The organism is Klebsiella sp. 28, assembly GCF_018223905.1.
GTDB classification, from domain to species: domain Bacteria; phylum Pseudomonadota; class Gammaproteobacteria; order Enterobacterales; family Enterobacteriaceae; genus Klebsiella; species Klebsiella pneumoniae.
In genome coordinates this window covers 25,947-47,322 of the sequence record NZ_JAGRQY010000021.1, presented here as the reverse complement: position 1 = coordinate 47,322, position 21,376 = coordinate 25,947, and the positions used below count along the sequence as shown (strand labels likewise).

The following is a 21,376-nucleotide window of genomic DNA, read 5'->3' as shown; positions in this document are numbered from 1 at the left end:
ATAACCTGCATCGCTAATGGTGTGCCGTTTTATTTACGATATAGTGATTTTTACTTTACACACTATAAAACACGCTGCACACCTCAGGATGAAATTGCGTTATGTCATATGTAAACCGACCGCTCAACCGCCAGGATTATAAAACGCTGACGCTGGCCGCCCTGGGCGGCGCGCTGGAGTTTTATGACTTTATCATTTTCGTTTTCTTCGCCGCTGTCGTCGGCGAGCTCTTCTTCCCTGCGGATATTCCCGAATGGCTGCGCCAGGTGCAAACTTTTGGCATTTTCGCCGCCGGTTACCTGGCGCGTCCGCTGGGGGGCATCATCATGGCCCACTTTGGCGATCTGGTGGGGCGCAAGAAAATGTTCACCCTCAGCATCCTGCTGATGGCGCTGCCAACCCTGGCGATCGGTCTGTTACCGACCTATAGCTCGGTAGGTATCATCGCCCCGCTGCTATTGCTGCTGATGCGTATTCTGCAGGGAGCGGCGATCGGCGGTGAAGTTCCAGGCGCCTGGGTGTTTGTCGCTGAGCATGTCCCGGAAAAACGCATTGGTATCGCCTGCGGCACGCTGACGGCCGGCCTGACGGTTGGCATTCTGCTGGGGTCGGTGGTGGCCACGCTTATCAATACCAGTCTGACGCCGCAGGGGATCCACGACGGCGGCTGGCGGATCCCCTTCCTGCTGGGCGGCGTATTTGGTCTGATAGCGATGTATCTGCGCCGCTGGCTGCAGGAGACGCCGATTTTTCTTGAGATGCAGCAGCGCAAAGCGCTGGCGCAGGAGCTGCCGGTAAAAGCGGTGGCGCTCAAGCACCAGAAGGCGGTGGTGATCTCTATGCTGCTGACCTGGCTGCTGTCGGCTGGCGTGGTGGTGGTGATCCTGATGTCGCCGGTCTGGCTGCAGAAGCACTATGGTTTTGCGCCGGCCATTACCCTGCAGGCCAACAGCATCGCCACCATTATGTTGTGCATCGGCTGTCTGCTCGCCGGGCTGGCGGCGGACCGCTTCGGCGCCAGCCGCACTTTTATCGTCGGCAGCCTGCTGCTGGCGGTTGCCAGCTGGGCATTTTACCATCTTGCCGGCGCCAGCCCGCAGCGGCTGTTTCTGCTCTACGGTACGGTGGGGCTTTGCGTCGGCGTGGTGGGGGCGGTGCCCTATGTGATGGTGCGGGCCTTCCCGGCGGAAGTACGCTTCACCGGCATCTCTTTCTCCTACAACCTGTCGTACGCGATCTTTGGCGGCCTGACGCCGATTGCGGTCACCATGCTGATGGGGGTGTCGCCGATGGCGCCGGCCTGGTATGTGCTGGCCCTGTCGCTGATGGGGCTGGGATTAGGTATCTGGCTGCGTCAGGAGCTGACGGCGCCGACGGGGATGCCGGAAGGGGAGCTGCAGCGTTAACGATGGCTAGCTGATGCTGATAATGACCTGCCGCCGCCCTGTGACCGGACGGCGGCGGAAGATTAGCGCGGTTCGCCGATCGGCAGCACGGTGCGGCCGAACTGTTCGTTCAGCACTTCACCCATCGCCAGGTAAATAGCGCTGGCACCACAAATCAGGCCGACCCAGCCGGCTACCTTCACAATGCCTTCGTTATCGGCCAAATGGCCAATCGCCAGCAGCGCGAACAGTACGGTCAGGCTCAGGAAGACAAACTGCAGCATACGGGCTGCCTTCAGGGTGCCAAAGAACATAAACAGAGTAAAGACGCCCCACAGGCCGAGGTACATACCGAGGAAGTGCGCGTTTGGCGCGTCTGCCAGGCCCATTTTCGGCATCAGAAGAATCGCCACCAGCGTCAGCCAGAAGCTGCCGTAGGAGGTAAAAGCGGTTAAGCCAAAAGTGTTGCCTTTTTTGTATTCCAGCAGGCCGGCAAAAATTTGCGCAATGCCGCCGTAAAAAATCCCCATCGCCAGGATAGCTACATCGAATGCGAACAGGCCGCTATTCGCCAGGTTAAGCAGAATAGTGGTCATGCCGAAGCCCATAAGGCCCAGCGGTGCCGGATTAGCCAACTTAGTGTTGCCCATAATTCCTCAAAATTATCATTAAAAGGGAAGCATTACCCCGCGACTTGGCGGCGGGGCGCGGCATAATAATGAGGCGCTGAAGGGCTGTCTATGATCTGGCGGGGTATTTTTCACCAATTTCCGCGGTGTCTGACGGCGGCTGGAGCATTTGCCGTAAACAGGCAATATGCAGGACCGCGGGGATGGTGACCCGGTAGGCGCTGCCGCTCACCGCTTTCACGCTGTTCAGCGCGGCGCCGAGCGGTCCGCCCAGCCCGGCGCCGCGCACCAGGCCATGACCGATGACGCTCACCGCGGCGTGCGTGCGCAGGATGGCGGTTAAGCGTTCGTCCAGCAACAAAGTGACGCCTTCGCTTAGCTTGCGATGCCTCAGCAGATGAGCCATCAGGCTGTCCAGCTCATGGCTCCGGCACTCCACCGCGGCGAGAAACTGCGCTTTTTGCTCCGCGTTCAGTTTATTCCAGCTGTGCTGCAGAAAATGCGCCAGCAACTGCTGCTCGATCTGCGGCGTCGACAGCTGTTTGTCGACCTTCGCTTTCAGTCGTTTACATACATCCAGCAGGATCGCGCGATAAAATTTGCCATGGCGGCGCAGCGTGTTGGCGATGCTATCGCCGCCAAAATGCTGTAGCTCACCGGCGATTAGCTGCCAGTTGCGGCGATAACGCTCCGGGTGCCCCTCCATCGCTAAAAATGTCTCGTTGCGCAGGAGCGTGCTGGAGAGACGGGGTTTGCCATTTTCCCCGTGGGTCAGAATGCGGGTAAAGGCTTCCAGATGCGCCTCGCTGCACTCAGGCAGAAAGGCGAGATCGTCATCCTCCAGGTAATTAATATGCATAACGTTTTCTCTCGGGCAGGGGCGACGTTAGTCATCGCCGATAATTTTCAGTGATGCCATATCTGAGGAGTGCACCGTGTGGCCGGAGAAGGCGATTTTCTTCACGCAACGTTTGTTGTCGTTATCGCTATTGATGTTGATCCAGCCGGTGGTGCTGCCCTCTTTGATCCCGGCGGGGACGTTCAGCGTGTGGCTGGCGCCGCGGCTGGCCTTAAAGTAGACCGTCGCCCCGGAGAGTTGTACATCGCCGCGGTCGGCGCTGAGCTGAATGCGTTTGACCACCCGGCAGACGGGAAGCGTCAGCGTCAGGTCGTTGGTTTCATTGCGCGGCATAGCTATCACGCCGAGAATTTTATGGTCGTTAGCGGCCGCCGAGGTGATAAATGACACGCCGAGGATAAGCCCTACGGAAAGCCGGTATAGCGATTTCATTAATTTGTCCCCTGAATAAGCGAAGTGCGATGGCGGGGGAGTTTATCACTGCGAAAACGGGGCTTTTAGCGCGCAAGTATTGCGGGTTATGTCAATGATATTATGAATGTATTTCCTATTTTAATCCGTTTTTTGTATGTATATTTCGCCGTCGTTTTTGCCATCCAACAACCTTGTTCGGCAAGTCATCCGTAACCCTGTGCGAATCCGAGGCAAAAAATTTTTATGCTTGCCCCTTGATGCCGGAGTGGGCGACCCCATCTTGTAGTCAACCGCAGTGAAGAACCTGAAAAAAAATGATGTCTGGGCAGTTGAAACCGCACGTTTCGCCCTTATTACAGGTTCACAACCACATGTTGATCGAATTTTTAGTGGAGACGTTTAGATGGGTAAAATTATTGGTATCGACCTGGGTACTACCAACTCTTGTGTAGCGATTATGGATGGCACTACTGCACGCGTGCTGGAGAACGCCGAAGGCGATCGCACCACGCCTTCTATCATTGCCTATACCCAGGATGGTGAAACTCTGGTTGGTCAGCCGGCTAAACGTCAGGCAGTGACAAACCCGCAAAACACCCTGTTTGCGATTAAACGCCTGATTGGCCGCCGCTTCCAGGACGAAGAAGTTCAGCGTGACGTTTCTATCATGCCATACAAAATTGTTGCCGCAGACAATGGCGACGCATGGCTGGATGTGAAAGGCACCAAAACTGCACCGCCGCAGATCTCTGCTGAAGTGCTGAAGAAAATGAAGAAAACGGCTGAAGATTACCTGGGTGAACCGGTAACTGAAGCGGTTATCACCGTACCGGCTTACTTCAACGATGCGCAGCGTCAGGCAACCAAAGATGCCGGCCGTATCGCCGGTCTGGAAGTCAAACGTATCATCAACGAACCAACCGCGGCCGCGCTGGCTTACGGTCTGGATAAAGAAGTGGGCAACCGTACTATCGCGGTTTACGACCTCGGTGGTGGTACTTTCGATATCTCGATTATCGAAATCGACGAAGTTGATGGCGAAAAAACCTTTGAAGTTCTGGCGACCAACGGTGATACCCACCTGGGCGGCGAAGACTTCGATACTCGTCTGATCAACTACCTCGTTGATGAGTTCAAGAAAGATCAGGGCATTGACCTGCGCAACGACCCGCTGGCCATGCAGCGCCTGAAAGAAGCCGCTGAGAAAGCGAAGATTGAACTGTCTTCTGCTCAGCAGACCGACGTTAACCTGCCGTACATCACTGCAGACGCGACCGGTCCGAAACACATGAACATCAAAGTGACTCGCGCGAAACTGGAAAGCCTGGTAGAAGACCTGGTTAACCGTTCCATCGAGCCGCTGAAAGTCGCTCTGCAGGATGCCGGTCTGTCCGTTTCCGATATCAACGACGTGATCCTCGTTGGTGGTCAGACTCGTATGCCGATGGTGCAGAAGAAAGTGGCCGAGTTCTTTGGTAAAGAACCGCGTAAAGACGTTAACCCGGATGAAGCCGTGGCGATCGGTGCTGCCGTTCAGGGCGGTGTACTGACTGGCGATGTGAAAGACGTTCTGCTGCTCGACGTAACCCCGCTGTCGCTGGGTATCGAAACCATGGGCGGCGTGATGACTGCGCTTATCAGCAAAAACACCACCATCCCGACCAAGCACAGCCAGGTGTTCTCTACCGCTGAAGACAACCAGTCTGCGGTAACCATCCATGTGCTGCAGGGTGAGCGTAAACGCGCGTCTGATAACAAATCTCTGGGTCAGTTCAACCTGGATGGTATTAACCCGGCGCCGCGCGGCATGCCGCAGATCGAAGTGACCTTCGACATCGATGCTGACGGTATCCTGCACGTCTCCGCGAAAGACAAAAACAGCGGTAAAGAGCAGAAGATCACCATCAAAGCGTCTTCCGGTCTGAATGAAGAAGAAATTCAGAAAATGGTTCGCGAAGCAGAAGCTAACGCCGAATCTGACCGTAAGTTCGAAGAGCTGGTACAGACCCGCAACCAGGGCGACCATCTGCTGCACAGCACTCGTAAGCAGGTTGAAGAAGCAGGCGATAAACTGCCGGCTGACGACAAAACTGCCATTGAGTCTGCGCTGACCGCGCTGGAATCTTCTCTGAAAGGCGAAGACAAAGCGGATATCGAAGCGAAAATGCAGGCGCTGGCGCAGGCTTCTCAGAAGCTGATGGAAATTGCTCAGCAGCAGCACGCTCAGCAGCAGGCGGGTTCCGCTGACGCTCAGGCGAGCAACGCGAAAGACGACGATGTTGTCGACGCTGAGTTCGAAGAAGTGAAAGATAAAAAATAATCGCCCTTTGAACGGGTAAAACACTGGCACGGGCGAAGAGGTTTCCTCTCCGCCCGTGCACGCATGTTAAGGGGCTGAAAAACACCGATGGCAAAGCAAGATTACTACGAGATTTTAGGCGTTTCCAAAACAGCGGAAGAGCGTGAAATCAAAAAGGCTTATAAGCGCCTGGCCATGAAATATCACCCGGACCGCAACCAGGGTGATAAAGAGGCTGAAGCCAAATTTAAAGAAATCAAAGAAGCGTATGAAATCCTGACTGATGCCCAGAAGCGTGCGGCCTACGATCAGTACGGCCACGCGGCCTTCGAACAGGGCGGCATGGGCGGCGGCGGCGGTTTTGGCGGCGGTGCCGACTTCAGCGATATCTTTGGCGATGTTTTCGGCGATATCTTTGGCGGCGGACGTGGTCGTCAGCGCGCGGCACGCGGCGCCGATCTCCGTTACAACATGGAGCTGACGCTGGAAGAAGCGGTGCGCGGCGTCACTAAAGAGATCCGTATTCCGACGCTGGAAGAGTGCGACGTCTGCCACGGCAGCGGCGCCAAGGCCGGCAGCAAACCGCAGACCTGTCCGACCTGTCATGGCGCGGGCCAGGTGCAGATGCGCCAGGGCTTTTTTGCGGTACAGCAGACCTGTCCGCACTGCCAGGGACGCGGTACGCTAATTAAAGATCCGTGCAATAAATGTCATGGCCATGGCCGCGTAGAAAAAACCAAAACCCTGTCGGTTAAAATTCCGGCGGGCGTGGATACCGGTGACCGGATCCGTCTGGCGGGCGAAGGCGAGGCCGGCGAACATGGCGCGCCGGCAGGCGATCTGTACGTTCAGGTTCAGGTGAAGCAGCACGCTATCTTTGAGCGTGAAGGCAATAACCTGTACTGCGAAGTTCCGATCAACTTCACCATGGCGGCGCTGGGCGGTGAGATCGAGGTCCCAACGCTCGACGGCCGCGTGAACCTGAAAATTCCAGGTGAAACCCAGACCGGCAAGCTGTTCCGCATGCGTGGAAAAGGCGTGAAATCCGTTCGCGGCGGCGCGCAGGGCGATCTGCTGTGCCGCGTAGTGGTGGAGACGCCGGTGGGGCTGAATGAGAAGCAGAAGCAGCTGCTGAAAGAGCTGCAGGAGAGCTTCGGCGGTCCGACCGGGGAAAACAACAGCCCGCGTTCGAAAAGCTTCTTTGACGGCGTGAAGAAGTTCTTCGACGACCTGACCCGCTAATTCCACCTTTGTTGATATCCGGCCCGAGCCTTTGCTGCCCGGGCTTTTTTTCGCCTTACAACTCCCCTTTGACTCGTAAAAAGCGAATATTAGCGCAACTTAAATCTGATTTTTTCGAGTTATCAGTATGTGTATTATGCTTTTATCGAGTTATTCACCAACAGGATGAAAGTAAAAGTGAAACATCTGCAACGATTCTTTAGTAGCGATGCTTCCGGCGGCATTGTCTTAATTATCGCCGCCGCGCTGGCGATGGTGATGGCCAATACCAGCGTGACCAGCGGTCTGTATCACTCCTTCCTTGAGACGCCAGTACAGCTGCGTGTGGGCGCGCTGGAGATCAACAAGAACATGCTGTTATGGATCAATGATGCCCTGATGGCGGTGTTCTTTTTGCTGATTGGCCTGGAGGTCAAGCGCGAGTTGATTCAGGGCTCGCTGGCGAGCCGCCGTCAGGCGGTCTTCCCGGTGATAGCCGCGCTGGGCGGGATGATCGTCCCGGCGCTGGTCTACCTGGCCTTTAACGCCCAGGATCCTGTCGCCAGAGAGGGATGGGCGATCCCGGCGGCGACGGATATTGCCTTTGCCCTCGGCGTGCTGGCGCTGTTAGGTAGCCGGGTCCCGACGGCGCTGAAGATTTTCCTGATGGCACTGGCGATTATTGATGACCTCGGGGCTATCGTGATTATCGCGCTGTTTTATACCCACGACCTGTCCATGCTCTCGCTGGGCGTGGCGGCGGCGGCGATCGCGGTGCTGGTGGCCCTGAATCTGAGCGGCGTGCGGCGTACCGGGATCTATATTCTGGTTGGCGCGGTGCTGTGGACGGCGGTGCTGAAGTCTGGCGTTCACGCGACCCTTGCCGGGGTGATTGTCGGCTTTATGATCCCGCTCGAGGAAAAGCATGGCAAGTCGCCGGCCAAAGCGCTTGAGCATGTCCTGCACCCGTGGGTGGCGTTTATGATCCTGCCGCTGTTTGCCTTCGCGAACGCGGGGGTCTCACTGCAGGGGGTCACCCTTGCCGGGCTGACGTCGCTCCTGCCGCTGGGCATTATGGCTGGCCTGTTTATCGGTAAGCCGCTGGGGATTAGCCTGTTCTGCTGGCTGGCCCTGAAGCTGAAGTGGGCTTCGCTGCCGGAGGGAACCACCTGCAAGCAAATTATGGCGGTGGGGATCCTGTGCGGGATTGGCTTTACGATGTCGATTTTCATCGCCACCCTGGCCTTTGGCAGCGTGGATCCCGCGTTGATCAACTGGGCCAAGCTTGGCATTCTGATCGGCTCAGTGCTATCAGCGGTCGTCGGCTACCTCATACTGCGTCAGCGCGTGACGGATACTCGCCTCGCGGTATAACCTTTCTGCAGGAGAGCCCGCCAGGCTCTCCTGGACATTATCAGGGAGAGAAGCATGTCACATATTAACTACAATCATCTGTACTACTTCTGGCACGTGTATAAAGAAGGGTCCGTCGTGGGCGCGGCGGAGGCGCTGTTTCTGACGCCGCAGACCATTACCGGGCAGATCAAAGCCCTGGAGGAGCGCCTGCAGGGAAAATTATTTAAGCGAAAGGGAAGGGGGCTTGAGCCGAGCGAGCTGGGGGAGCTGGTTTTTCGCTATGCCGACCGGATGTTTACCCTCAGCCAGGAGATGCTCGACATCGTCAACTATCGCAAAGAGTCGAACCTGCTGTTTGACGTCGGCGTGGCCGATGCGCTCTCGAAACGGCTGGTCAGCGGCGTGCTGGATGCCGCCGTCGTTGAGAGCGAGCAGATTCATCTGCGCTGTTTTGAATCCACTCATGAGCTGCTGCTGGAGCAGCTGAGCCAGCATAAGCTCGACATGATTATCTCTGACTGCCCGATCGACTCGACGCAGCAGGAAGGGCTATTTTCGGTGAAGATCGGCGAGTGCAGCGTCAGCTTCTGGTGCATGAATCCGGCGCCGACGAAGCCGTTCCCGGCCTGCCTCGAAGAGCGGCGGCTGCTGATCCCCGGCCGGCGATCGATGCTGGGACGTAAGCTGCTGAACTGGATTAACGTGCAGGGCCTGAAGGTGGAGATCCTCGGCGAGTTTGACGACGCGGCGCTCATGAAAGCCTTCGGCGCCGCACATAATGCGATATTTGTCGCGCCGACGCTCTACGCGCATGATTTCTACCATGATGAATCGATTGTCGAAATTGGCCGTATGGATAGCGTGATGGAGGAGTATCACGCTATTTTCGCTGAACGAATGATTCAGCACCCGGCGGTACAGCGTATCTGTAATCGCGATTATTCGTCGCTGTTCACCGAACCCCGATAGCCGGAAGGCGTGGGCTGGCGTGGCTCAGATCGCGCCAGCGTGCGCTACCGGGGGAAGATGATAGGCATAAAAAAACCCGCTTTCGCGGGTTTCTTTAACAAAGTTCAGCAAGCAGGCGATTAAGCCAGTTTGTTGATCTGTGCAGTCAGGTTTGCTTTATGACGCGCAGCTTTGTTTTTGTGGATCAGACCTTTAGCAGCCTGACGGTCCACGATCGGTTGCATTTCGTTAAATGCTTTCTGTGCAGCAGCTTTGTCGCCAGCTTCGATAGCTGCGTATACTTTCTTGATGAAAGTACGCATCATAGAGCGACGGCTTGCGTTGTGCTTGCGAGCCTTTTCAGACTGAACGGCGCGCTTCTTAGCTGATTTGATATTAGCCAAGGTCCAACTCCCAAATGTGTTCTATATGGACAATTCAAAGGCCGAGGAATATGCCCGTTTAGCCTTCTTTTGTCAATGGATTTGTGCAAATAAGCGCCGTTTAACACCACAGCGCTTCATTACGTAGTGATGGCGCAAGATTCTACCAGCTTGTTGCAGGCGAATACAGCTTTTCCACCATAAAAATCGCCGGGCGCGGCCAGTTTTCCCGCTTTCTCGCGCTGAGTGAATGAATTCCTGAGAACTTTCGTCGCCGAGGTGCAATCGCTGGTTAACGTTGACAGTTGTACAAGGTATACTCGGACGATTTTCACTGTTTTGAGCCAGACATGAAGCTGATACGCGGCATACATAATCTCAGTCAGGCCCCGCACGGGTGCGTGCTGACCATTGGTAATTTCGACGGCGTGCATCGTGGGCATCAGGCGCTGCTGCAGCGGTTGCGCGAAGAGGGCCGCCAGCGCGGTTTACCGGTCGTGGTGATGATTTTTGAACCCCAGCCGCTGGAGCTCTTTGCCGCTGATAAAGCCCCGGCGCGATTGACCCGCCTGCGTGAAAAGCTGGGCTATCTGGCTGAAAGCGGGGTTGACTATGTATTGTGCGTTCGCTTTGACCGCCGGTTCGCCGCGCTAACCGCGCAGGATTTTATCAGTGAACTGCTGGTGCGTCGCCTGGGCGTGCAGTTCCTCGCCGTTGGTGACGATTTCCGCTTTGGCGCTGGTCGCCAGGGGGATTTCTTGTTATTACAAAAGGCGGGGGCGGAATATGGCTTCGACGTCACCAGTACCCAAACCTTCTGCGAAGGCGGGGTGCGAATCAGCAGCACGGCGGTACGCCAGGCGCTGGCCGATGACGATCTCCTGCTGGCGGAGACGCTGCTCGGCCATCCGTTTAGCATCTCCGGACGCGTCGTGCATGGTGATGAACTAGGCCGAACCATAGGTTTTCCGACGGCGAACTTACCGCTGCGTCGTCAGGTTTCCCCGGTTAAAGGGGTCTATGCGGTAGAAGTGACAGGGCTGGGCGACAAACCGATAGCGGGCGTCGCCAATATTGGCACCCGTCCAACGGTTGCGGGCGTGCGTCAGCAGCTCGAAGTACATCTGTTGGACGTTGTAATGGACCTCTACGGTCGCCATATCAATGTAATACTGCGTAAAAAGATACGTAACGAGCAGCGGTTTGCGTCGCTGGACGAGCTGAAGGCGCAAATCGCACGTGATGAGTTAACGGCCCGCGAATTATTTGGGCTGACCAGCCAGGCCTGAGCCACTGGTGTTTATCAAACCGAAATACGGAACCGAGAATCTGATGAGTGACTATAAATCGACCCTGAATTTGCCGGAAACAGGGTTCCCTATGCGTGGCGACCTCGCCAAACGCGAACCGGGAATGCTGGCGCGTTGGACCGATGATGACCTGTACGGCATCATTCGTGCAGCCAAAAAAGGCAAAAAAACCTTCATTCTGCATGATGGCCCTCCTTATGCGAATGGCAGCATTCATATTGGTCACTCGGTAAACAAGATTCTGAAAGACATTATCGTTAAGTCCAAAGGACTGACGGGCTATGACTCGCCTTACGTTCCGGGCTGGGACTGCCACGGTCTGCCGATCGAGCTGAAAGTGGAGCAGGAATACGGCAAGCCGGGTGAGAAATTTACCGCTGCCGAATTCCGCGCTAAGTGCCGCGAATATGCCGCCGAGCAGATCGATGGCCAGCGTAAAGACTTTATCCGTCTCGGCGTGCTGGGCGACTGGTCGCATCCGTACCTGACCATGGACTTCAAAACCGAAGCCAACATCATCCGCGCGCTGGGCAAAATCATCGGTAATGGCCACCTGCATAAAGGCGCCAAACCGGTGCACTGGTGCGTAGACTGCCGTTCCGCGCTGGCGGAAGCGGAAGTGGAGTATTACGACAAAACCTCTCCGTCTATCGATGTCGCGTTCCACGCGGTAGACAAAGCCGCGGTACTGGCGAAATTCGGCGTAGCCGACGTCAACGGTCCGGTGTCGCTGGTTATCTGGACCACCACGCCGTGGACCCTGCCGGCCAACCGCGCTATCTCTCTGTCTCCTGAGTTCGACTATGCGCTGGTGCAGGTTGACGGCCAGGCGCTGATCCTGGCGAAAGACCTGGTTGAGAGCGTAATGAAGCGCGTTGGCGCGACGGACTACACTATTCTGGCGGCGGTACAAGGTTCTGAGCTTGAGCTGATGCGCTTTAAGCATCCGTTCCTCGATTTCGACGTGCCGGCGATCCTTGGCGACCACGTGACGCTGGATGCCGGTACCGGTGCGGTGCATACCGCTGGCGGCCACGGTCCGGACGACTACACCATCAGCCAGAAATACGGTCTGGAAATCGCCAACCCGGTTGGCCCGGACGGCGCTTACCTGCCAGGTACCTGGCCGTCCCTGGACGGCATTAATGTTTTCAAAGCCAATGACATCATCGTTGAGATGCTGCGTGAGCGTGGCGCGCTGTTACACGTTGAGAAACTGCAGCACAGCTATCCATGCTGCTGGCGCCACAAGTCGCCGATCATCTTCCGCGCCACTCCGCAGTGGTTCGTGAGCATGGATCAGAAAGGCCTGCGCGCGCAGTCGCTGAAAGAGATCAAAGGCGTGCAGTGGATCCCGGACTGGGGCCAGGCGCGTATCGAATCGATGGTCGCTAACCGCCCTGACTGGTGTATCTCCCGTCAGCGCACCTGGGGCGTGCCGATGTCGCTGTTCGTGCATAAAGAAACCCACGAACTGCACCCGCGTACCCTTGAGCTGATGGAAGAAGTGGCAAAACGCGTTGAAGTTGACGGCATCCAGGCGTGGTGGGATCTCGATTCCCGCGACATTCTTGGCGATGACGCCGACAGCTATGAGAAAGTGCCGGATACCCTCGACGTCTGGTTTGACTCCGGGTCGACCCACTCTTCCGTGGTTGACGTGCGTCCGGAATTCGCCGGTCACGCCGCCGATATGTATCTGGAAGGTTCTGACCAGCATCGCGGCTGGTTCATGTCCTCGCTGATGATTTCCACGGCGATGAAAGGCAAAGCGCCATATCGCCAGGTACTGACCCACGGCTTCACCGTCGACGGTCAGGGCCGCAAAATGTCCAAGTCTATCGGCAACACCGTTAGCCCGCAGGACGTGATGAACAAGCTCGGCGCCGATATCCTGCGCCTGTGGGTGGCTTCCACCGACTACACCGGCGAAATGGCGGTCTCTGACGAGATCCTCAAACGCGCCGCCGACAGCTATCGTCGTATCCGTAATACCGCGCGCTTCCTGCTGGCGAACCTTAACGGTTTCGATCCGGCGAAAGACATGGTTAAACCGGAAGAGATGGTGGTGCTGGACCGCTGGGCGGTCGGCTGCGCGCAGGCGGCACAGGAAGATATCCTGAAAGCCTACGAATCCTACGACTTCCATGAAGTGGTGCAGCGCCTGATGCGCTTCTGCTCCATCGAGATGGGCTCGTTCTACCTCGACATCATCAAAGACCGCCAGTACACCGCCAAGGCGGACAGCGTGGCGCGTCGCAGCTGCCAGACCGCGCTGTTCCATATCGTGGAAGCGCTGGTGCGCTGGATGGCGCCGATCATGTCCTTCACCGCAGATGAAATCTGGGGCTATCTGCCGGGCGAGCGTGAGAAATATGTCTTCACCGGCGAGTGGTATGAAGGTCTGTTCGGCCTGGCCGACGACGAAGCGATGAACGACGATTTCTGGGACGAGCTGCTGAAGGTGCGTGGCGAAGTCAACAAGGTGATCGAGCAGGCGCGTGCGGATAAGAAAGTCGGCGGCTCGCTGGAAGCGGCAGTCACGCTGTATGCTGATGCCGATCTGGCGGCTAAGCTCAATGCGCTGGGCGATGAATTGCGATTTGTCCTGTTGACCTCCGGGGCGAACGTCGCAGACTATGCGAGCGCGTCCGCTGATGCGCAGCAAAGCGAACTGCTCAAAGGGTTGAAAGTCGCATTGAGTAAAGCTGAAGGTGAGAAATGCCCGCGCTGCTGGCATTACACCACCGATATCGGCAAGGTGGCGGAACACGCGGAAATCTGCGGACGCTGTGTGAGCAACGTCGCCGGTGACGGCGAGCAACGTAAATTCGCCTGATGAGTAAATCGATCTGTTCAACGGGGCTACGCTGGCTGTGGGTGGTCGTAGCCGTGCTGATTATCGATCTGGGCAGCAAATTCCTGATCCTCCAGAACTTCGCTCTGGGGGAGACGGTTCCGCTGTTCCCGTCGCTTAATCTGCATTATGCCCGCAACTATGGCGCGGCCTTTAGCTTTCTCGCCGACAGCGGCGGCTGGCAGCGCTGGTTCTTTTCCGGGATCGCGATCGGCATTTGCGTAGTGCTGACGGTGCTGATGTACCGTTCGAAGGCGACGCAAAAGCTGAACAATATTGCCTACGCGCTGATTATCGGCGGCGCGCTGGGCAACTTGTTCGATCGCCTGTGGCATGGCTTTGTGGTCGATATGATCGACTTCTACGTCGGCGACTGGCATTTTGCCACCTTCAACCTCGCCGATAGCGCGATCTGCATCGGCGCAGCGCTGATTGTGCTGGAAGGCTTCCTGCCGAAACCGACTGTGAAAGAGCAGGCGTAAATCTCAATGCCGGGTGACGTGACGCTTACCCGGCCTACAGAATTTTTGGCCCCCGTAGGCCCGGTAAGCGTAATGCCGCCGGGCACCGGGTGACCTAAACAAGCGAGCAATTTGCATGTCTAAATCCGTACAGAGCAACAGCGCGGTACTGGTGCACTTCACTCTGAAACTGGACGACGGCTCCACTGCCGAGTCCACCCGCAGCAACGGCAAACCGGCGCTGTTTCGCCTCGGCGACACCTCTTTGTCTGAAGGGCTGGAGCAACAGCTTCTCGGTTTGAAAGAGGGGGAGAAAAAGGCCTTTTCGCTGGAGCCTGACGCCGCCTTTGGCGTACCCAGCCCGGACCTGATTCAGTATTTCTCTCGCCGCGAGTTTATCGACGCTGGCGAGCCGGAGATCGGCGCGATTATGCTCTTTACCGCAATGGATGGCAGCGAAATGCCTGGCGTGATCCGCGAAGTGAACGGCGATTCCATCACCGTTGACTTCAACCATCCGCTGGCCGGGCGCACTGTTCATTTTGATATTGAAGTGCTGGAGATCGATCCGGCGCTGGAGGAGTAACATGCAGATCCTGTTGGCTAACCCGCGCGGTTTTTGCGCTGGCGTTGACCGCGCTATCAGCATTGTAGAAAACGCGCTGACGCTGTATGGCGCACCGATCTATGTTCGTCATGAAGTGGTGCACAACCGCTATGTGGTGGATAGCCTGCGCAAGCGTGGCGCCATTTTTATCGAACAGATCAGCGAAGTGCCGGACGGCGCGATCCTGATTTTCTCCGCCCACGGCGTGTCGCAGGCGGTACGCAACGAAGCGAAGAGCCGCGACCTGACGGTGTTCGATGCCACCTGTCCGCTGGTGACCAAAGTCCATATGGAAGTCGCCCGCGCCAGCCGCCGCGGCGAAGAGTCGATTCTGATTGGCCATGCCGGCCATCCGGAAGTCGAAGGCACCATGGGACAGTACAACAACCCGCAAGGGGGGATGTACCTGGTCGAGTCGCCGGAAGACGTGCTGAAGCTGGAAGTGAAAAATGACGCCCGGCTGTCGTTTATGACCCAGACCACGCTCTCCGTCGACGATACCTCGGATGTGATTGACGCCCTGCGCGCGCGTTTTCCGAAAATCGTCGGCCCGCGCAAAGACGACATTTGCTATGCCACCACTAACCGTCAGGAAGCCGTGCGCGCGCTGGCGGAGCAGGCTGACGTAGTGCTGGTGGTCGGGTCGAAAAACTCCTCCAACTCTAACCGCCTCGCCGAGCTGGCGCAGCGGATGGGTAAGGCGGCTTACCTGATTGACGACGCCTCCGATATCCAGGAAGCGTGGGTCAAGGATGCGGCCTGCGTCGGCGTGACGGCGGGCGCGTCGGCGCCGGATATTCTGGTGCAGAACGTCATTACCCGCCTGCAGGAGCTGGGCGGCGGCGAAGCCGTGCCGCTGGAAGGCCGGGAAGAGAATATCGTCTTTGAAGTGCCGAAAGAGCTGCGTGTGGATGTCCGTGAAGTAGAGTAAGTTCTTTCCTCCAGCAGTATGAGAAGATGCCAGACTTAACGTCTGGCATTTTTTTAGGGAGAAACCATGCGCTTACCAATCATTCTTGATACCGATCCGGGCATCGACGATGCCGCCGCCATTGCCGCGGCGCTGTTCGCGCCTGAGCTGGATCTGCAGTTGATGACCACCGTAGCGGGCAATGTCTCGGTGGAGAAGACGACCCGTAACGCGCTGCAATTGCTGCATTTCTGGAATGCCGATGTACCGCTGGCGCAGGGGGCGTCGATGCCGCTGGTGCGTCCGTTGCGCGACGCCGCCTCGGTGCATGGCGAATCCGGCATGGAGGGGTATGACTTTGTTGAGCATCAACGTCAACCGCTGGCGAAGCCGGCCTTCCAGGCGATCCGTGATGCGCTTATGCATGCTGCCGAGCCGATCACCCTGGTGGCGATTGGCCCGCTGACCAATATAGCGCTGCTGCTGACCCAGTACCCGGAATGCGTGTTTAATATTCGCCGGCTGGTGATCATGGGCGGCTCGGCGGGCCGCGGCAACTTCACGCCGAATGCGGAATTCAATATCGCTATCGACCCGGAAGCCGCCGCGAAAGTGTTCCATAGTGGGCTGGAGATTGTGATGTGCGGGCTGGACGTCACCAACCGGGCGCTGCTGGCGGCGGATTATCTGGCGACGCTGCCGACGCTGAACCAGACCGGTAAAATGCTCCATGCGCTGTTTAGCCACTATCGCAGCGGCAGCATGAGCAGTGGTCTGCGCATGCACGACTTGTGCGCTATTGCGTGGCTGGCCCGCCCGGAACTGTTCACTCTCCAGCCGTGCTTTGTGGCGGTGGAGACGCAGGGGACCTGGACCGCCGGCACCACGGTGGTGGATATCGAAGGACGACTGGGCCAGCCGGCGAACGCCCAGGTGGCGCTGGATATCGACGTCGAAGGGTTTCAGCGCTGGGCGGCGGAGGTGATTGCCCTGGCGCCGTGATATATCACTCGATTTTCAAGGAGAGAAGCAATGACCTATGGACAGGCGTATTTGAGCGGCTGGAAAGAGACCTTTAACTTTAGCGGACGCGCCAGTCGACGGCAGTTCTGGACGTTTTTTCTCACCAATGTATTGATCGCCACCGCGCCGCTGGCGGCCTGGTGTCTGGCAACCAGCGTTAACCCTCAATACGGCATCCTCAGTTTTGTTGTCATTCCCTTTGCCGCTCTCTGGCTGCTGTTGATGGCGATCCCCCTGCTGGCTGTAGGCTGCCGGCGGATGCATGATATCGGCCGCTCCGGGATCTGGTTTGTGTTGGGGGTTATCATTCCGTGGTTTGCAATTATTTCGCTGGCTCTGTGCTGCCTGCGCTCAGCGCCGGCACCGTCTCGCTGAGATAATCGATCATCGCCCGCATCCTGGCGGGCATATGCTTATCTCCCGCCCACAGCAGCCACAGATCGCCGGAGTAGCTGCTGATAAATTCCCACTCGGGCAGCACCTGCACGATGTCGCCGTTCGCCAGCGCCTCACGGGCGGTGAACAGCGGCAGGCTGCCGATCCCTAAATGCTGTCTGACCGCGTCGAGGCGTACGGCGGTATGGTTGGCGGCGTACCGCCCGTAGGTTTGCACCGTTTCTGTTTTGCCTTCCCGACGGAACTTCCAGCGCGCATCGGCGGGCGTTTCGCCAAGGCTAATGCAGCTATGCGCGCGCAGATCCTGCGGCGTGTACGGCGTACCGTGCTGCTGTAAATAGGCCTCAGTGGCGCAGATAACGTGCCTGATTGGCATCAGCGGTTTGCCATGCAGGCCGGGGGAGGGGGTATCGGTGATGCGTAGCGCCAGATCAATACCGTCATCGATAAAATCGAGAGGGCGATCTTCCAGCCGCAGGCAGACGTCCACCTGCGGGTAGCGGTGGAAAAACGCCATCATCAGCGGGTGGATCACAAAGCGGCCGACGGCTTTCGGGACGCTGAGCGTCAGCTTTCCCTGGGCGACCGTTTGGCGACTGCCTGCGGAATCCATTGCCTGTCGCGCCGCTTCCAGCATCTGCTGGGCATGCTGATATATCGTTTCCCCGGCATCGCTCAGTCGCAGCTTGCGGGTGGTACGCTGCAGCAGTTTGCAGCCCATCTCTCGCTCCAGCCGTGACACGCTGCGGCTAACGGCTGAAGGGGTAATGCCGTTCTGGCGGGCGACGGCGGAGAAGCTGCCCTGGTCGACTATCTGAACGAAAAGAGCGAGGTCGGGCAGGAGGTTCAGATTCATTTGTGCTCCCGGAGCAAGAGTGCATTGGCTGGTGGTGGGATTATCGCTGTCGGCATTAATAATATACTGGCCGGACAGAGAGGAGAATCACTATGACTGAACGGGTTTATTACACCAGCGATGCTACCGACGGGCGCGCCCAGATCATCGCCTGCACTGCAGAAGCGGATGGCCGTTACGCCATCGAACTGGATCGGACGCTGTTTCACCCGCAAGGGGGCGGTCAACCGGCGGACCGTGGATGGATTGCCGGGCAGGTGGTTGAGACGGTGGCTGTGCGCGGCGAAAGGGTGCTGCATATTCTGTCGCAACCCCTTCCCCTCGGTGAAGTGGAGATGAAAATTGATGCCTCCGCGAGACAGCTGCATGCTCGTCTGCATTCTGCCGGCCACCTGCTTGGCCTGGCGGGCGAACAGCTTGGCTGGCAACCGGTGAAAGCGCACCACTGGCCCGGCGAAGGGCGGATAACCTTTACCAGCAGGAATAGCGCCGCGCTGCCGGACGCCAGTGCGCTACTGGCGTTAGTAAAGGCATGGCAGGCGCAGGACTTACCGCGTCAGGTGACGTTCGCTGATGGCATGCGCAAGGTGGGATTCGGCGAGCTGCCAGCCTATCCCTGCGGAGGCACCCACGTCGCCCGTCTGGCGGAGCTGGGCGACATTGTCATTAGTCAGATTAAGATGAAGAAGGGGCAGCTGGTGGTCAGCTACACCCTGGCGTAAGGCTTTCTGCTCTACCGGAAGTATAATGTTTCCATAGCATTTCAATGCTGGTCGGTCGAGTTTGCCAGATTTAGTGCATCTTATTTCTTGAAACCAACAGATGACGAAAGCGTCGATTATCATCTCAGAGAGAGCACCCGCAAAGCTCGCATTTCAGCACAATCGTATAGTTTTTACTGATATCGTCCGCCGTTTGTCATAAATTTCTAATTATCGGCGTTTTTGAGTAGCGGCCCGCTGACGGGCTGGTTACTCTGAAAACAATTTACGTAATGTTAACAAAAGAGAATAGCTATGCATGATGCACAAATCCGCGTGGCCATCGCCGGCGCGGGCGGCCGGATGGGACGCCAGTTAATTCAGGCTGCATTGCAGATGGAAGGCGTGGCGCTGGGCGCGGCGCTGGAGCGCGAAGGGTCAAGCCTGGTGGGCAGCGACGCCGGCGAGCTGGCGGGCGCCGGCGAGCTGGCGGGCGCCGGCAAAGCGGGCGTCGCGGTGCAGAGCAGCCTGGCGGCGGTAAAAGATGATTTCGACGTGTTGATCGATTTTACCCGCCCGGAAGGCACGCTGAACCATCTGGCGTTTTGCCGCGAGCACAGCAAAGGGATGGTCATCGGCACCACCGGTTTTGACGACGCTGGCAAACAGGCGATTCGCGATGCCGCGCAGGACATTGCCATTGTCTTCGCCGCTAACTTTAGCGTTGGCGTCAATGTCCTGTTGAAGCTGCTGGAGAAGGCGGCGAAGGTGATGGGCGACTATACCGACATCGAAATTATCGAAGCGCACCACCGGCATAAAGTGGATGCGCCGTCAGGCACCGCGCTGGCGATGGGCGAAGCGATCGCCGGGGCATTGAACAAAGATCTTAAGGACTGCGCGGTCTACAGTCGTGAAGGCTACACTGGCGAACGCGTCCCGGGCACCATCGGCTTCGCGACCGTTCGCGCGGGCGATATCGTCGGGGAGCATACGGCAATGTTTGCTGACATCGGTGAGCGTATTGAAATCAGCCATAAAGCGTCCAGCCGCATGACCTTTGCAAATGGCGCCGTTCGTTCAGCATTATGGCTGAAAGACAAGAAAAATGGCCTGTTTGATATGCGTGATGTGCTGGATCTGAATAGTTTATAACGATTATTACCCATCGTGATGTGGTTATTGCTATCAATAAGTTATTGATGCAAAGGGCAATATTTTGTTGCCCTTTTTTATTTTTACGTATTACGGTGGATGTTTTGAGTTTAACGCGTAAAAAATACAGTATTAGCGTGTTTTTTAGTGAATGAAATGTAAATTTTGACCATCTGGTCCACTTTTTTGCCGAGCATCGCTCTGTTTTACACTCTTCCACATCCGCAAGCGTTTTCTCAGCCAGGTTTGTTGATCTTTTTGGCGTAAAAATCACGTGTTACGCACCAGTGGCGTAAAATGACATTAAAAATCTCCGCTTTAAGTTGACTTTTATCCGACATCTCTCCAGAATGCCGCCGTTTGCCAAAAATCTGCGGGCAACAGATTTGCATTGATTCAGATCGTGTTTATGAATTAATATGCAAATAAAGTGAGTGGATATTCTCTGGAGGATGTTTTGATTAAGTCAGCGCTATTGGTTCTGGAAGACGGAACCCAGTTTCACGGTCGGGCCATCGGGGCAACCGGCACGGCGGTTGGGGAAGTCGTTTTCAATACTTCAATGACCGGTTATCAAGAAATCCTCACTGATCCTTCCTATTCCCGCCAAATCGTCACTCTTACTTATCCTCATATTGGTAATGTCGGCACCAACGCCGCCGATGAAGAATCTTCTCAGGTACATGCGCAGGGTCTGGTTATTCGCGACCTGCCGCTGATTGCCAGCAACTTCCGCAGTACTGAAGACCTCTCTTCTTATCTGAAGCGCCATAACATCGTGGCGATTGCCGATATCGATACCCGCAAGCTGACGCGTCTGCTGCGTGAGAAAGGGGCGCAAAACGGCTGCATCATCGCGGGCGACAGCCCGGATGCCCAGCTGGCGCTGGAAAAAGCGAAAGCGTTCCCGGGCCTGAACGGCATGGACTTGGCGAAGGAAGTGACCACCGCAGAAACCTATAGCTGGACGCAAGGCAGCTGGACCCTGGCGGGCGACCTGCCGGAAGCGAAAGCGGAAAGCGAGCTGCCGTTCCACGTTGTGGCATATGACTTCGGCGCGAAACGCAACATCCTGCGCATGCTGGTTGACCGCGGCTGCCGCCTGACGGTGGTGCCGGCGAAGACCTCCGCCGCGGACGTGCTGGCGCTCAATCCGGACGGTATCTTCCTCTCCAACGGTCCTGGCGACCCGGCGCCGTGCGATTACGCTATCGAGGCGATTGAAAAATTCCTTGAGACCGATATTCCGGTATTCGGCATCTGCCTTGGCCATCAGCTACTGGCGCTGGCGAGCGGTGCCAAGACCATTAAGATGAAGTTCGGCCACCACGGCGGCAACCACCCGGTGAAAGATATTGATAACAACGTGGTGATGATCACTGCCCAGAACCACGGTTTCGCCGTAGATGAGGCGACGCTGCCGGCCAACCTGCGCGTGACCCATAAGTCGCTGTTCGACGGCACCCTGCAGGGGATCCATCGTACCGACAAACCGGCGTTCAGCTTCCAGGGGCACCCTGAAGCGAGCCCGGGGCCGCATGATGCCGCGCCGCTGTTCGACCACTTTATCGAGTTAATTGAGCAATACCGTCAGTCCGCGAAATAA

20 protein-coding genes are annotated in these 21,376 nt (G+C 57.0%); 15 read left to right on the top strand and 5 right to left on the bottom strand.

Going from position 1 to position 21,376, the window contains the following annotated elements; genetic code table 11:
• The first annotated feature begins 101 nt into the window (after positions 1-101).
• A complete protein-coding gene (locus KHQ28_RS03885; RefSeq protein ID WP_002887901.1) occupies positions 102-1,406 on the top strand; it encodes an MFS transporter in 1,305 nt (434 codons plus the stop codon).
• A 62-nt stretch (positions 1,407-1,468) separates the two neighbouring features.
• Here the strand turns inward: KHQ28_RS03885 and satP are convergent, their stop codons facing one another.
• From satP to KHQ28_RS03870, 3 genes are all read right to left on the bottom strand, one after another.
• Complete coding sequence (gene satP, locus KHQ28_RS03880) at positions 1,469-2,035, bottom strand: acetate uptake transporter (RefSeq protein WP_002887905.1); 567 nt, start codon at positions 2,033-2,035, stop codon at positions 1,469-1,471.
• Between the two features lie 88 nt (positions 2,036-2,123).
• A complete protein-coding gene (msyB, locus tag KHQ28_RS03875) occupies positions 2,124-2,873 on the bottom strand; it encodes an acidic protein MsyB (RefSeq protein ID WP_004146011.1) in 750 nt (249 codons plus the stop codon).
• A 27-nt stretch (positions 2,874-2,900) separates the two neighbouring features.
• Positions 2,901-3,305 (bottom strand): DUF2541 family protein, encoded by a 405-nt coding sequence (locus KHQ28_RS03870; RefSeq protein WP_002887909.1) that lies wholly within the window; start codon positions 3,303-3,305, stop codon positions 2,901-2,903.
• A gap of 385 nt (positions 3,306-3,690) precedes the next feature.
• Between KHQ28_RS03870 and dnaK the strand changes: the two genes are divergently transcribed.
• The 4 genes from dnaK to nhaR all read left to right on the top strand — a co-directional run bounded on the left by dnaK (position 3,691) and on the right by nhaR (position 9,132).
• On the top strand, positions 3,691-5,607 hold the full coding sequence (gene dnaK, locus KHQ28_RS03865; RefSeq protein ID WP_004146997.1) for a molecular chaperone DnaK: 1,917 nt from the start codon (positions 3,691-3,693) through the stop codon (positions 5,605-5,607).
• Positions 5,608-5,694: 87 nt separating this feature from the next.
• Positions 5,695-6,828 (top strand): molecular chaperone DnaJ, encoded by a 1,134-nt coding sequence (gene dnaJ / locus KHQ28_RS03860; protein WP_002887955.1) that lies wholly within the window; start codon positions 5,695-5,697, stop codon positions 6,826-6,828.
• Between the two features lie 177 nt (positions 6,829-7,005).
• Positions 7,006-8,181 (top strand): Na+/H+ antiporter NhaA, encoded by a 1,176-nt coding sequence (gene nhaA, locus KHQ28_RS03855; RefSeq protein WP_004192071.1) that lies wholly within the window; start codon positions 7,006-7,008, stop codon positions 8,179-8,181.
• Between the two features lie 54 nt (positions 8,182-8,235).
• Complete coding sequence (nhaR, locus tag KHQ28_RS03850; RefSeq protein ID WP_002887961.1) at positions 8,236-9,132, top strand: transcriptional activator NhaR; 897 nt, start codon at positions 8,236-8,238, stop codon at positions 9,130-9,132.
• Positions 9,133-9,251: 119 nt separating this feature from the next.
• Here the strand turns inward: nhaR and rpsT are convergent, their stop codons facing one another.
• Entirely contained in the window at positions 9,252-9,515 is a 264-nt protein-coding gene (gene rpsT / locus KHQ28_RS03845) for a 30S ribosomal protein S20 (protein ID WP_002887965.1), read from the bottom strand.
• A 329-nt stretch (positions 9,516-9,844) separates the two neighbouring features.
• Here rpsT and ribF point away from each other — a divergent pair, with 329 nt between their 5' ends.
• The 7 genes from ribF to KHQ28_RS03810 all read left to right on the top strand — a co-directional run bounded on the left by ribF (position 9,845) and on the right by KHQ28_RS03810 (position 17,037).
• Positions 9,845-10,783: a bifunctional riboflavin kinase/FAD synthetase gene (gene ribF, locus KHQ28_RS03840; RefSeq protein WP_002887969.1), complete on the top strand. Its 939-nt coding sequence runs from the start codon at positions 9,845-9,847 to the stop codon at positions 10,781-10,783.
• 43 nt (positions 10,784-10,826) lie between these two features.
• Entirely contained in the window at positions 10,827-13,643 is a 2,817-nt protein-coding gene (gene ileS, locus KHQ28_RS03835) for an isoleucine--tRNA ligase (protein ID WP_004212580.1), read from the top strand.
• On the top strand, positions 13,643-14,143 hold the full coding sequence (gene lspA / locus KHQ28_RS03830; RefSeq protein WP_002887973.1) for a signal peptidase II: 501 nt from the start codon (positions 13,643-13,645) through the stop codon (positions 14,141-14,143). Before ileS ends, lspA begins: the two co-directional genes overlap by 1 nt.
• A gap of 115 nt (positions 14,144-14,258) precedes the next feature.
• Positions 14,259-14,708 (top strand): FKBP-type peptidyl-prolyl cis-trans isomerase, encoded by a 450-nt coding sequence (fkpB, locus tag KHQ28_RS03825; RefSeq protein ID WP_002887976.1) that lies wholly within the window; start codon positions 14,259-14,261, stop codon positions 14,706-14,708.
• A 1-nt stretch (position 14,709) separates the two neighbouring features.
• Complete coding sequence (gene ispH / locus KHQ28_RS03820) at positions 14,710-15,660, top strand: 4-hydroxy-3-methylbut-2-enyl diphosphate reductase (RefSeq protein ID WP_002887979.1); 951 nt, start codon at positions 14,710-14,712, stop codon at positions 15,658-15,660.
• A 66-nt stretch (positions 15,661-15,726) separates the two neighbouring features.
• Complete coding sequence (rihC, locus tag KHQ28_RS03815; RefSeq protein WP_002887981.1) at positions 15,727-16,641, top strand: ribonucleoside hydrolase RihC; 915 nt, start codon at positions 15,727-15,729, stop codon at positions 16,639-16,641.
• Positions 16,642-16,671: 30 nt separating this feature from the next.
• Positions 16,672-17,037: a DUF805 domain-containing protein gene (locus tag KHQ28_RS03810; protein WP_002887984.1), complete on the top strand. Its 366-nt coding sequence runs from the start codon at positions 16,672-16,674 to the stop codon at positions 17,035-17,037.
• Here the strand turns inward: KHQ28_RS03810 and KHQ28_RS03805 are convergent.
• Positions 16,985-17,914 carry a LysR family transcriptional regulator gene (locus tag KHQ28_RS03805; RefSeq protein WP_002887987.1) on the bottom strand — a complete coding sequence of 310 codons (930 nt, stop codon included), beginning with the start codon at positions 17,912-17,914 and terminating at the stop codon, positions 16,985-16,987. The two genes, KHQ28_RS03810 and KHQ28_RS03805, sit on opposite strands and share 53 nt — an antisense overlap.
• Before the next feature lie 92 nt (positions 17,915-18,006).
• On the opposite strand from KHQ28_RS03805, the gene KHQ28_RS03800 reads away from it, so the two are divergent.
• From KHQ28_RS03800 to carA, 3 genes are all read left to right on the top strand, one after another.
• Positions 18,007-18,636: a hypothetical protein gene (locus tag KHQ28_RS03800; protein WP_009309191.1), complete on the top strand. Its 630-nt coding sequence runs from the start codon at positions 18,007-18,009 to the stop codon at positions 18,634-18,636.
• A gap of 294 nt (positions 18,637-18,930) precedes the next feature.
• The gene (gene dapB, locus KHQ28_RS03795; protein WP_211777566.1) at positions 18,931-19,770 is read left to right on the top strand and encodes a 4-hydroxy-tetrahydrodipicolinate reductase; all 840 of its coding nucleotides are present in this window, start codon (positions 18,931-18,933) and stop codon (positions 19,768-19,770) included.
• A gap of 457 nt (positions 19,771-20,227) precedes the next feature.
• Positions 20,228-21,376 carry a glutamine-hydrolyzing carbamoyl-phosphate synthase small subunit gene (gene carA, locus KHQ28_RS03790; RefSeq protein WP_004212571.1) on the top strand — a complete coding sequence of 383 codons (1,149 nt, stop codon included), beginning with the start codon at positions 20,228-20,230 and terminating at the stop codon, positions 21,374-21,376.

Bases quoted from the DNA above. Each gene is read 5' to 3' on its own strand.
- msyB (WP_004146011.1), bottom strand. From the start codon at position 2,873: ATGCATATTAATTACCTGGAGGATGACGATCTCGCCTTTCTGCCTGAG.
- dnaJ (WP_002887955.1), top strand. From the start codon at position 5,695: ATGGCAAAGCAAGATTACTACGAGATTTTAGGCGTTTCCAAAACAGCG.
- ispH (WP_002887979.1), top strand. From the start codon at position 14,710: ATGCAGATCCTGTTGGCTAACCCGCGCGGTTTTTGCGCTGGCGTTGAC.
- satP (WP_002887905.1), bottom strand. From the start codon at position 2,035: ATGGGCAACACTAAGTTGGCTAATCCGGCACCGCTGGGCCTTATGGGC.
- lspA (WP_002887973.1), top strand. From the start codon at position 13,643: ATGAGTAAATCGATCTGTTCAACGGGGCTACGCTGGCTGTGGGTGGTC.
- KHQ28_RS03805 (WP_002887987.1), bottom strand. From the start codon at position 17,914: ATGAATCTGAACCTCCTGCCCGACCTCGCTCTTTTCGTTCAGATAGTC.
- dapB (WP_211777566.1), top strand. From the start codon at position 18,931: ATGCATGATGCACAAATCCGCGTGGCCATCGCCGGCGCGGGCGGCCGG.
- KHQ28_RS03800 (WP_009309191.1), top strand. From the start codon at position 18,007: ATGACTGAACGGGTTTATTACACCAGCGATGCTACCGACGGGCGCGCC.
- ileS (WP_004212580.1), top strand. From the start codon at position 10,827: ATGAGTGACTATAAATCGACCCTGAATTTGCCGGAAACAGGGTTCCCT.
- rihC (WP_002887981.1), top strand. From the start codon at position 15,727: ATGCGCTTACCAATCATTCTTGATACCGATCCGGGCATCGACGATGCC.
- KHQ28_RS03870 (WP_002887909.1), bottom strand. From the start codon at position 3,305: ATGAAATCGCTATACCGGCTTTCCGTAGGGCTTATCCTCGGCGTGTCA.
- KHQ28_RS03810 (WP_002887984.1), top strand. From the start codon at position 16,672: ATGACCTATGGACAGGCGTATTTGAGCGGCTGGAAAGAGACCTTTAAC.
- dnaK (WP_004146997.1), top strand. From the start codon at position 3,691: ATGGGTAAAATTATTGGTATCGACCTGGGTACTACCAACTCTTGTGTA.
- ribF (WP_002887969.1), top strand. From the start codon at position 9,845: ATGAAGCTGATACGCGGCATACATAATCTCAGTCAGGCCCCGCACGGG.
- fkpB (WP_002887976.1), top strand. From the start codon at position 14,259: ATGTCTAAATCCGTACAGAGCAACAGCGCGGTACTGGTGCACTTCACT.
- KHQ28_RS03885 (WP_002887901.1), top strand. From the start codon at position 102: ATGTCATATGTAAACCGACCGCTCAACCGCCAGGATTATAAAACGCTG.
- nhaR (WP_002887961.1), top strand. From the start codon at position 8,236: ATGTCACATATTAACTACAATCATCTGTACTACTTCTGGCACGTGTAT.